Consider the following 10236-nt stretch of genomic DNA (forward strand, 5'->3'; position numbering starts at 1 on the left):
GGGTTGGGGCGCGAGGCAGTGGCGGGGCGGTGGCGGAGGAGTTGCCGTTGGCTGCCGATCTGCTGGCGGCGTGTCTAGCGGCCGGGGCCGGGCCGCTCGAGGCCGCCGCGGCCGTTGGGCGCAGCTTGGGCGGGCCCGTGGGTGAGCGGCTGGCGCAGGGCGCTGGGGAGGTGCGGCTCGGGAGTGATCCGCGGGTGGCGTGGTCGCGGCTGGCGGTCATACCCGGGGCGGGGGAGCTCGCCGCGTGTCTGGAGCACGCGGGGGATACGGGAGCGCCGGTCGTGGACGCGGTCTCGCGGTTGGCCGCGGAGGCGCGCGCCGAGCGAGGTCGGGCCGCCACCGTGCGGGCCCGGCGGGCGGCGGTGCAGGTGAGCGGGCCGCTGGGGCTGTGCTTTTTGCCGGCGTTCCTGGCGATCGGAGTGGCGCCGGTGGTGATCGGGCTGACGGCGCGGCTGTTGCAGAGCACGTGAGTTGGGGTTCGAGAGGGGATGCGAGATGTCGTTCAACGGGTGTGCGGGATTCCGTTCCGCGGGGTTCCGCCGTGGTTGGCGGGGGCTGGTCGCGAGGGTCGCCGCGCAGGTGCGCGGGCGGGGCGGGGACGCGGGGATGACCACGTCGGAGTACGCCGTGGGCACGATCGCGGCGGTCGCGTTCGCGGCCGTGTTGTACAAGGTGGTGACGTCGGGAGCGGTGAGCTCGGCGCTGCAGGGGATCGTGGAACGGGCGCTCGATGTCCCGTTCTGACTCTGAGGCGGTGCGAGGCGCGGCTCCGCGGCGGCGGGGCCCGGAGCCCAGGCGTGGGGCGCTGCCGGGACGGTGGGCCGGGAGCCGGGCGGCCGACGCCGGGTTCGTGACGGCGGAGGCGGCGGTCGCGATTCCCGCGCTTGTGCTGGTCGCCATGGGGCTGTTGTGGGGGCTGGTCGCGGCCTGCGCTCAGATCCAGTTGGTGGACGCCGCGCGTGCGGGTGCGCGGGCCGCCGCGCGGTCGGAGTCCCCCGGCGCCACCACGGCCGCCGCGCGGGCGGCGGCGCCGCAGGGAGCGCGGGTGGAGCTGAGCCGGGAGGGCGACTTGGTCCGCGTGCGGGTGGCGGCTCCGGCGCCGGGACCGTGGGGCCTCGGGCTGCAGTTGCGAGGGGAGGCGGTGGCTCTTGCGGAGGAGACGGTGGGGTGACGGTGCCGCCTTGCGGCGGGCGGACATTGATGATGCTGCCCCGCGGCGGGGGGCCATCCGGGGCACGGATCGCGGGTCGGCCACGGTGTGGACGGCGGTGGTGTGTGCGGCGATGTGTGCGGTGTTTCTGGCGCTGCTCGGCGTGGGCCAGGCCGTGTTGGCACGGCATCGGGCCGGTGCGGCGGCTGACTTGGCGGCGTTGGCGGCCGCGGACACTGCGCTGCGTGGTCCGGGCACCGCTTGCGCCGAGGCCCGGCGGGTGGCCGCGGCGCAGCGCACCACGCTGGTGCGGTGCGCGGTCACGGGCGAGGTGTCCGATGTCAGCGTCGCGGCGCGGGCCGGGCCCTTCGAGCCGCGGGTACGGGCACGGGCGGGGCCCGTCAACGTCTCGCCCCGCTAGCCCCCCGGCCGTATGAATCCGGGTCCGAAGCCGCCGTTCACGGCAGCAGCGTGTCGAGCAGGCGCAGGGCGCCCGACTTGCTCAATGGGTCGTTGCCGTTGCCGCACTTGGGGGATTGGACGCAGGACGGGCAGCCCGTATCGCATTCGCAGGCGCGGATCGCGTCGCGGGTGGCGCGGAGCCAGTCCTCGGCCACTCCGAAGGCGCGTTCCGCGAAGCCGGCGCCGCCGTCGTAGCCGTCGTAGACGAACACCGTAGGAAGGAGGGTGTCGCCGTGCAGTGGCACCGAGACGCCGCCCACGTCCCAGCGGTCGCAGGTGGCGAAGAGCGGCAGCATGCCGATGGAGGCGTGTTCCGCGGCGTGCAGCGCGCCTGCCAGTTCCTCCTGCGCAATCTCCGCCGCGTCCAGCTGGTCGTCCGTCACCGTCCACCACACGCCCCGGGTGCGCAGCGTGCGCGGCGGCAGGTCGAGCTTCGTCTCGCCGAGGATCTCGCCGGAGATCAGGCGGCGCTTGAGATACGACACGACCTGGTTGGTGACTTCCAGAGAGCCGAAGCACAGCCGGGCGTCGCCCCAGGCCACCTCGGTCTCCGTCTCCAGCACGGCCACAGAGGTCGTGTCCCGGGCCGTCGTCGAGTACGGCGGGTCGGCGCGTTCGACCAGGGCCGCGTGGTCTTCGAGGTCCAGCTCGCGCACGCGGTAGGTGCGGCCCTGGTGCAGGTGTACCGCGCCCTCGTGCACGGTCGTGTGCGCCGAGGCCGCGTCGACCGTGCCGAGCAGCCGCCCCGTCTCCGCCTCCACCACGTCCACCGGGCGGCCACCGCCGCCGCGGATGTCGGCGAGGTCGGCGGCGCGTTCGCGGCGGGTCCAGTGCCAGCCGGTGCTGCGGCGGCGGAGCATGCCGCGGCGCTCCAGCGCCGGCAGCAGCTCGGGGGCGGACGGGCCGAAGAGCGGCAAGTCCTCCTCGCGGAGGGGTATTTCCGCCGCGGCCGCGCACAGATGCGGGGCCAGGACGTACGGGTTGTCGGGGTCCAGGACCGTCGACTCCACCGGCCGCCTGAAGAGCGCCTCCGGGTGGTGGACGAGGTAGGTGTCCAGCGGGTCGTCGCGGGCCACCAGCACCGCCACTGCCCCCTGCCCCGCCCGGCCGGCCCGCCCGGCCTGCTGCCACAGCGACGCCCGGGTGCCGGGGTAGCCCGCGATCAGCACGGCGTCCAGGCCGGAGACGTCCACGCCCAGCTCCAGCGCCGTGGTCGCCGACAGGCCGAGCAGCTCGCCGGAGTGCAGGGCGCCCTCCAGCAGCCGCCGCTCCTCCGCCAGGTAGCCGCCGCGGTACGCCGCCACCCGCCCGGCGAGCGAGCGGTCCACCTCTTCCAGACGCTCCTGCGCGATCTTCGCGATCAGCTCCGCGCCGCGCCGGGACCGCACGAAAGCCACCGTCCTGACCCCGTCCACGGCCAGGTCCGTCAGCAGGTCCGCCGTCTCCGCCACCGCTGTGCGCCGCACCGGCGCGCCGCGCTCGCCGTGCAGCTCCGTCAGCGGGGGCTCCCACAGCGCGAAGGCCAGCTCGCCCCGGGGCGAGGCGTCCTCCGTGATCTCCGAGACCTCCACCCCCGTCAGCCGCCCGGCGGCCTCCCCGGGCGCGGACGCCGTCGCCGACGCCAGCAGGAAGACCGGCGACGAGCCGTATTTCGCGCACAGCCGCCGCAGCCGCCGCACCACCTGCGCCACATGCGAGCCGAAGACCCCGCGATACGAGTGGCACTCGTCGATGACCACGTACCGGAGCGCCCGCAGGAAGGACGACCAGCGCGGATGGGCGGGGAGCAGGCCGCGGTGCAGCATGTCGGGGTTGGTCAGCACGACGTTCGCGTACAGCCGGACCCACTCGCGCTCCTCGACCGGGGTGTCCCCGTCGAAGACCGCGGGGCGCACCGACTTGCCCAGCGGCGCCGCCAGCTCCTTCAGCGCCCGCAGCTGGTCCGCCGCCAGGGCCTTTGTGGGGGCTACGTACAGGGCCGTGGCCCCCCGGCCGTTCGGCGCCTCGGAGCCCTCCAGGGCCGCGCTGAGCACCGGCGCCAGATACGCCAGGGACTTCCCCGAGGCGGTGCCCGTGGACAGCACCACCGACTCGCCGGCGAGCGCCCGCTCGGCCGTACGGGCCTGGTGGGTCCACGGCGCCGCGATGCCGGCGGCCTCGATCGCGCCCACCACCTCGGGGCGGATCCCTACCGGCCAGTCGGCATGGCTGCCCGCGCGCGGGGGCAAGTGCTCCGTATGAGTGATGCGCTTCGCGCGGTCGCCCCGGGCGGCGAGCCGCTCCAGGACCGCTCCGGCGTCCCTGTGTCCGTTCATCGGCATCGAGTGTGTCACCGGTGTGACGGACAATGGCGAGAAGGCGTCGTGCTCGCCTGCCGGTAAGTGATTGAATGCCCTCGCGGATGCCGGTGAACTCCCCTGTCCGAGCGGGCGGGGGACCTGGATAAGGCAGCCGCCCGCTGCAAGGTGCTGGAGGACCCGTGGATCTGTCCCTGTCGACTCGCAATGTGTCCGGCCCGTCAGGCGACCGCACGGTCGTCGAGGTCGGCGGCGAGATTGATGTGTACACCGCCCCGAAGCTGCGCGAGCAGCTGGTCGAGCTCGTCAACGACGGCAGTTACCACCTCGTGGTGGACATGGAGGGCGTCGACTTCCTCGACTCCACCGGCCTCGGGGTGCTCGTCGGAGGCCTGAAGCGCGTGCGTGCCCACGAGGGCTCGCTCCGCCTGGTCTGCAATCAGGAGCGCATTCTCAAGATCTTCCGTATCACCGGCCTGACCAAGGTGTTCCCGATTCACACCTCGGTCGAAGAGGCCGTCGCCGCCGAGGACTGAGAAAGGCGGCCCACACAGCCGCACAGACAGCGCCGGGGCATGCCGGGCCTCACCACAGCGAGGGCCCGGCGCTCCCCCGGCGGCCCGTCGTCGCCGTACAGCCGGAATAGGCCGGCAGAGGCGCCGGGCAGGCACGGAAGAACCGAGGGGGATGGCATGGCCACCGTCGAATTGCGCTTCAGCGCCCTTCCCGAGCACGTGCGCACCGCGCGCCTGGTCGCCGCCGCCGTCGCCCGCCGCGCGGGCGTCGACGAGGCGGTGCTCGACGAGGTGCGGCTCGCCGTCGGCGAGGCCTGCTCGCGTGCCGTCGGGCTGCACCGCAGCGCCGGCATCGACTCCCCCGTGCGTGTGGTGCTGAGCGAAGAAGAGAAGAAGTTCTCCATCGAGGTCGGTGACGAGGCCCCGCAGGGCCCGGCCGGCTCCGGCGTCCCCCCGGCCCGTACCGGCGCGGCGACGCACCCCGATCCCGAGCGGCTCCCCGAAGAGCCCTCCGGCGAGGACGAGATGGGGCTCGCGGTGATCAGCGGTCTGGTCGACGACGTCGAGGTGACCAGCGACGATCAGGGCGGCGTGATCAGAATGAGCTGGCCCACCAATCCGGATTCCGGGACTTCTTGATCAATTCCCGAGGTCCCGTTCCGACGCGGTTCCGGGCCCTTTCCGAGATCATTTTCTGCTGACTCATAGATCATTTCCGGTCATCACCGGTAGCTCGTTCGAGGGAATTGAGCACGGCCCGCGGCCGCTCTGAAGACGGCCTGGGCCGAATTCCGCTTCACGCGCACTGTTTTGATCTAGTTCCGCTCCCTACAATCCGTCCACATCTTGCAGCTCAGGACGCCTGAGCGCTGCGGCCGCCCACCCCTGGTCAGAGCCGGGGATTGCCGCGCGCCCATGTGCCGTACGTCAAGGAGGACGAATGGCGGGGCTTTTCACCCCACTGCAACAGGACCTTCCCCTAGCCGCTGAAGCGTCGCTGACCAGCGACAACAGAGCGATTGTGGTCGTGGTGGCCGTCGTGGCACTGGCCGCGCTCGCGCTCGCGGTGGTCCTGGTACGTCAAGTCCTCGCCGCGGGCGAGGGCACCGACAGCATGAAGAAGATCGCCGCTGCGGTGCAGGAAGGCGCGAACGCTTATCTGGCACGGCAGTTGCGCACTCTCGGCATCTTCGCCGTGGTCGTCTTCTTCCTGCTCTTCCTGCTGCCGGCCGACGACTGGTCGGAGCGCATCGGGCGTTCGCTGTTCTTCCTGGTGGGCGCCGGCTTCTCGGCCGCCACCGGGTACATCGGCATGTGGCTCGCGGTGCGTTCCAACGTGCGCGTGGCCGCCGCCGCCCGGGAGGCAACTCCCGGCGAGGGCGAGCCCGCGAAGGACCTCACCGAGGTCTCGCACAAGGCAATGAAGATCGCGTTCCGCACCGGCGGCGTGGTCGGCATGTTCACCGTCGGCCTGGGTCTGTTCGGCGCCGCGGTCGTTGTACTGGTGTACGCGGCCGACGCGCCCAAGGTGCTCGAGGGCTTCGGCCTCGGCGCCGCACTCATCGCGATGTTCATGCGTGTCGGCGGCGGCATCTTCACCAAGGCCGCCGACGTCGGCGCCGACCTCGTAGGCAAGGTCGAGCAGGGCATCCCCGAGGACGACCCGCGCAACGCCGCGACCATCGCGGACAACGTGGGCGACAACGTCGGCGACTGCGCCGGAATGGCGGCCGACCTCTTCGAGTCGTACGCGGTGACGCTGGTCGCCGCGCTCATCCTCGGCACGGTCGCGTTCGGCAACTACGGCCTCGCGTTCCCGCTGATGGTCCCGGCGATCGGCGTCATCACCGCCATGGTCGGCATCTTCGCGGTCGCCCCGCGCCGGTCCGACCGCAGCGGCATGACGGCGATCAACCGCGGCTTCTTCATCTCCGCGGTCATCTCGCTCGCCCTGGTGGCCCTCGCGGTCTTCACGTATCTGCCCTCGTCGTACGCGGAGTTGGACGGCGTCAGCGCCGGCATCCAGAACCACGACGGCAACCCGCAGGTGCTCGCGCTGATCGCCGTCGCCATCGGCATCGTGCTGGCGGCGCTCATCCAGCAGCTCACCGGCTACTTCACCGAGACCAACCGGCGCCCGGTCCGCGACATCGGCAAGACGTCGCTGACCGGCCCGGCCACGGTGGTGCTCTCCGGCATCTCGCTCGGCCTCGAGTCGGCCGTCTACACGGCGCTGCTCATCGGCCTCGCGGTGTACGGCGCGTTCCTGCTCGGCGGTGCGTCGATCATGCTGGCGCTGTTCGCCGTCGCACTGGCCGGCACCGGCCTGCTCACCACCGTCGGCGTCATCGTCGCGATGGACACCTTCGGCCCGGTCTCCGACAACGCCCAGGGCATCGCCGAGATGTCCGGCGACGTCGAGGGCGAGGGCGCCCAGGTCCTCACCGACCTGGACGCGGTGGGCAACACCACCAAGGCCATCACCAAGGGCATCGCCATCGCCACGGCGGTGCTCGCGGCGGCCGCGCTGTTCGGCTCGTACCGCGACGCGATCGCCACGGCGGCCGCGGAGGCGGGCGAGAAGTTCGGCGCCGAGGGCGGACCGATGGGGCTCGCGCTGGACATCTCCCAGCCGAACAACATGGTCGGCCTGATCCTCGGCGCGGCGGTCGTGTTCCTCTTCTCCGGGCTCGCGATCAACGCGGTCTCCCGGTCCGCGGGCGCGGTGGTCTACGAGGTGCGGCGGCAGTTCCGCGAGCACCCCGGGATCATGGACTACACCGAGAAGCCGGAGTACGGGCGCGTCGTCGACATCTGCACGAAGGACGCGCTGCGCGAGCTCCGCACGCCCGGTCTGCTCGCCGTCATGGCGCCGATCGCGGTCGGCTTCTCGCTCGGTGTGGGCGCGCTCGGCTCGTTCCTGGCCGGCGCGATCGGCTGCGGCACCCTGATGGCGGTCTTCCTGGCCAACTCGGGCGGTGCCTGGGACAACGCCAAGAAGCTCGTCGAGGACGGCCACCACGGCGGCAAGGGCAGCGAGGCGCACGCGGCGACGGTGATCGGCGACACGGTCGGCGACCCGTTCAAGGACACCGCGGGCCCGGCGATCAACCCGCTGCTCAAGGTGATGAACCTGGTCGCGCTGCTGATCGCTCCGGCGGTCGTGCAGTTCTCCTACGGCCCCGACGCCAGCGTCGGCGTGCGGGTCGCGATCTCCGTGCTGTCCATCGTGATCATCGTCGGCGCCGTCTACGAGTCGAAGCGGCGCGGCATCGCCGTGTCCGACGAGGGAGAGGAGACATCGGGTCGGACGGCTGCGTCCAAGTCGGCCGACCCGGCGGTAAGCGGAGCCAACGGCTGAGCGGACCGCTGACGGATCACCCGGACCGGAGTGATCCGTAACACCCATCGATGCCCCTTTTGCGCTGCAGGTTGGTGCGAAAGGGGCATCGTGCTGCGCGCGAGCAGCGGAATTCGTCATAAGAGGCGATGGCCGGTGTATCTTCCGGGGCCGAGGAGCCATGGAAAGGACGCCCCGGTGCCGATCGGTAAATGTTTCAGTAAGAAGCTTTCCGCCCCGCTGGCCGCGGGAGCGGTCGTAGTCCTCGCGCTGTCCGGCTGCAGCAAGGGCAACGACGACGACGCCAAGGCCAAGGACTGGGCCGGCACGGTCTGCGACAAGGTCCAGCCGCAGCTCAAGGCGATCCAGTCCGCCAACGCGGACATCACCAAGGCAGCGGAGGAGAAGGACCCCGCGAAGGTCCAGGCGACCTACGAGTCCTCCTTCGACAAGATCGCCAAGGCGTACGCATCGATGGGTGACGCCGTCGAGGGAGCGGGCGCACCGCCCGTCGACGACGGCAAGAACACCCAGACCGGGGCGGTGAAGGAGCTCCGCGACACGGCCAAGGCGTACAACGAGGTCAAGACCACGGTCGAGAAGCTGGACACCAGCGACCAGGGCGACTTCGGCGAGGGCCTGAAGGACGTCGCGGGCGAGCTCGAGAAGCTCAGCAAGACCGGCGACCACGCGCTCGGCAAGCTGCAGTCCGGCCGGCTCGGCCAGGCGATGTCGGAGCAGGCCGGCTGCCAGAAGCCGGAGTCGGCGCCTTCCAAGGAGGCGTAGCGCCCCGCCGGGCGGGTGGGGCGTCACAATGGCCGCGTGAGTACGAACAGCGGCTCGGCCGCCCTGCCCGACCCGGACCACTGCGTCGCGCTGCGGGACGCGTTTCTCGCGGCTGACTTCACCGTCGACGGTGTGCTGGAGGCGCTCGGCGCGCCCGCGTATGCGGCGCTCGGCCGCGGCGAGACGGTGCCCGCGGAGCGGGCGACGCGTGGCGGGGGCGGGCTGGCCGCGCTCGTACGGCTCTTTCTGCTGCAGCGCCCGGTGGAGCGGGAGGCTGCCGCGGAGACGCTGCCCGTCGATGACTGCCTCGCCGGGGGCTGGCTGGTGGCCGAGGGTGGTGACGTACGGGCCGCCGTCGATGTGCGGCCGTACGGCGGGCCCGACGGGCAGGACTGGTTCGTCGTGTCCGACCTGGGGTGTGCGGTGGGCGGCGCCGCCGGTGCCCGGGGCGGGGCGGATGTGGTGCTGGGGGTCGGGGGCGCGTCGATGACGCTGGCCGGGCTGACCGTACGGGACAAGGGTGTGCGGGCGCTGGACCTGGGGGCCGGGTCCGGGATTCAGGCGCTGCATGCGGCGGCGCATGCCGCGTCGGTTACGGCTACTGATCTGAACCCGCGGGCGCTGGGATTTACGCGGCTGACGTTGGGACTTTCCGGGGCGGCCGCGGCCGATCTGCGGGAGGGGTCGCTCTTCGAGCCGGTGGCGGGTGAGAGCTTCGATCTGATCGTTTCCAATCCGCCTTTTGTGATCTCGCCCGGGCGGCGGCTCACGTACCGCGATGGCGGGATGCGGGGCGATGACCTGTGCCGGGCGCTGGTGGAGCAGGCGGGGGCGTATCTGGCGGAGGGCGGCTACTGCCAGCTGCTGGCGAACTGGGAGCACGGGGCCGGTGACTGGCGGGAGCGGGTCGCGCGGTGGGTCCCTGACGGGTGCGATGCGTGGGTCGTGCAGCGGGAGGTGCAGGACGTCGCGGAGTACGCGGAGCTGTGGCTGCGCGATGCCGGGGACCGGCCTGGGACGCCTGAGTATGCGGAGCGGTACGACGCGTGGCTGGAGGAGTTCGCGTCGCGGGGGACGCGGGGCGTCGGTTTCGGGTGGATCACGCTGCGGAAGTCGGGGGCGGCGCGCAGGGACGCGGCGCTGACGCTGGAGGAGTGGCCGCATGCGGTGGAGCAGCCGCTCGGGGACGAGGTGCGGGCGCACTTCGCGCGGCAGGACTTCTTGCGGGGGGTGGGGGATGACTCGCTGCTCGCCACGAAGTTCGTGATGGGCGGGGATGTGGTGCAGGAGCAGGTGGGGCGGCCCGGCGAGGAAGATCCGGAGCATGTGGTGCTGCGGCGGGAGCGGGGCATGCGGAGGGCGATGCGCGCCGACACGGTGGGCGCCGGGTTCGTCGGCGCCTGTGACGGGTCGTTGAGTGCGGGGCGGATTCTGGACGCGATCGCCCAGCTGGTGGGCGAGGATTCGGCGGGGCTGCGGGAGGCTACGCCTCGGGTGATCCGGGAGATGGTGGCGGAGGGGTTCCTCGAGCCGGTCGCCTCGGCGGCGGGGCGGGGTCCGTCGATGCGGGCGCCTTCGCGGCGGCCGTAGGTCTGGCTCTTTCGCGCCTGCGGCGCGGCTCCGCGCTTCGCGCGGAATCCTCGAGCGCCGGATGGGCTGGTATGCGGCCCGCCCGCTCCGTACGAC

At 72.3% G+C, this 10236-nt stretch carries 10 protein-coding genes; 9 read left to right on the top strand and 1 reads right to left on the bottom strand.

Going from position 1 to position 10236, the window contains the following annotated elements; translation table 11 throughout:
* From G5C51_RS35415 to G5C51_RS35430, 4 genes are all read left to right on the top strand, one after another.
* Positions 1-470: type II secretion system F family protein (locus G5C51_RS35415; RefSeq protein ID WP_165243845.1), on the top strand; the 470-nt coding region annotated here is incomplete at its 5' end.
* A gap of 25 nt (positions 471-495) precedes the next feature.
* On the top strand, positions 496-744 hold the full coding sequence (locus G5C51_RS43410; RefSeq protein WP_165243846.1) for a DUF4244 domain-containing protein: 249 nt from the start codon (positions 496-498) through the stop codon (positions 742-744).
* Positions 731-1171 (top strand): TadE family type IV pilus minor pilin, encoded by a 441-nt coding sequence (locus G5C51_RS35425; RefSeq protein WP_165243848.1) that lies wholly within the window; start codon positions 731-733, stop codon positions 1169-1171. Before G5C51_RS43410 ends, G5C51_RS35425 begins: the two co-directional genes overlap by 14 nt.
* A 10-nt stretch (positions 1172-1181) precedes the next feature.
* Entirely contained in the window at positions 1182-1571 is a 390-nt protein-coding gene (locus G5C51_RS35430) for an Rv3654c family TadE-like protein (RefSeq protein WP_420824892.1), read from the top strand.
* Between the two features lie 37 nt (positions 1572-1608).
* Here the strand turns inward: G5C51_RS35430 and G5C51_RS35435 are convergent, their stop codons facing one another.
* Entirely contained in the window at positions 1609-3933 is a 2325-nt protein-coding gene (locus G5C51_RS35435; protein WP_420824893.1) for a DEAD/DEAH box helicase, read from the bottom strand.
* 158 nt (positions 3934-4091) lie between these two features.
* Between G5C51_RS35435 and bldG the strand changes: the two genes are divergently transcribed.
* The 5 genes from bldG to G5C51_RS35460 all read left to right on the top strand — a co-directional run bounded on the left by bldG (position 4092) and on the right by G5C51_RS35460 (position 10140).
* The gene (bldG, locus tag G5C51_RS35440) at positions 4092-4445 is read left to right on the top strand and encodes an anti-sigma factor antagonist BldG (RefSeq protein WP_165243852.1); all 354 of its coding nucleotides are present in this window, start codon (positions 4092-4094) and stop codon (positions 4443-4445) included.
* Positions 4446-4601: 156 nt separating this feature from the next.
* On the top strand, positions 4602-5063 hold the full coding sequence (locus tag G5C51_RS35445) for an ATP-binding protein (RefSeq protein ID WP_165243854.1): 462 nt from the start codon (positions 4602-4604) through the stop codon (positions 5061-5063).
* A gap of 301 nt (positions 5064-5364) precedes the next feature.
* Positions 5365-7785 (top strand): sodium-translocating pyrophosphatase, encoded by a 2421-nt coding sequence (locus G5C51_RS35450; RefSeq protein ID WP_165243856.1) that lies wholly within the window; start codon positions 5365-5367, stop codon positions 7783-7785.
* Between the two features lie 177 nt (positions 7786-7962).
* Positions 7963-8550 (top strand): small secreted protein, encoded by a 588-nt coding sequence (locus tag G5C51_RS35455; RefSeq protein WP_338118418.1) that lies wholly within the window; start codon positions 7963-7965, stop codon positions 8548-8550.
* Positions 8551-8586: 36 nt separating this feature from the next.
* A complete protein-coding gene (locus tag G5C51_RS35460) occupies positions 8587-10140 on the top strand; it encodes a DUF7059 domain-containing protein (protein WP_165243858.1) in 1554 nt (517 codons plus the stop codon).
* The last annotated feature ends 96 nt before the right edge of the window (positions 10141-10236 follow it).

This window comes from Streptomyces coryli (assembly GCF_011044975.1).
Taxonomy (GTDB): Bacteria; Actinomycetota; Actinomycetes; order Streptomycetales; family Streptomycetaceae; genus Streptomyces; species Streptomyces coryli.

Coding starts and splice junctions, on each gene's coding strand:
- G5C51_RS43410 (WP_165243846.1), top strand. CDS start 496: ATGTCGTTCAACGGGTGTGCGGGATTCCGTTCCGCGGGGTTCCGCCGT.
- G5C51_RS35425 (WP_165243848.1), top strand. CDS start 731: ATGTCCCGTTCTGACTCTGAGGCGGTGCGAGGCGCGGCTCCGCGGCGG.
- G5C51_RS35435 (WP_420824893.1), bottom strand. CDS start 3,933: ATGCCGATGAACGGACACAGGGACGCCGGAGCGGTCCTGGAGCGGCTC.
- G5C51_RS35445 (WP_165243854.1), top strand. CDS start 4,602: ATGGCCACCGTCGAATTGCGCTTCAGCGCCCTTCCCGAGCACGTGCGC.
- G5C51_RS35450 (WP_165243856.1), top strand. CDS start 5,365: ATGGCGGGGCTTTTCACCCCACTGCAACAGGACCTTCCCCTAGCCGCT.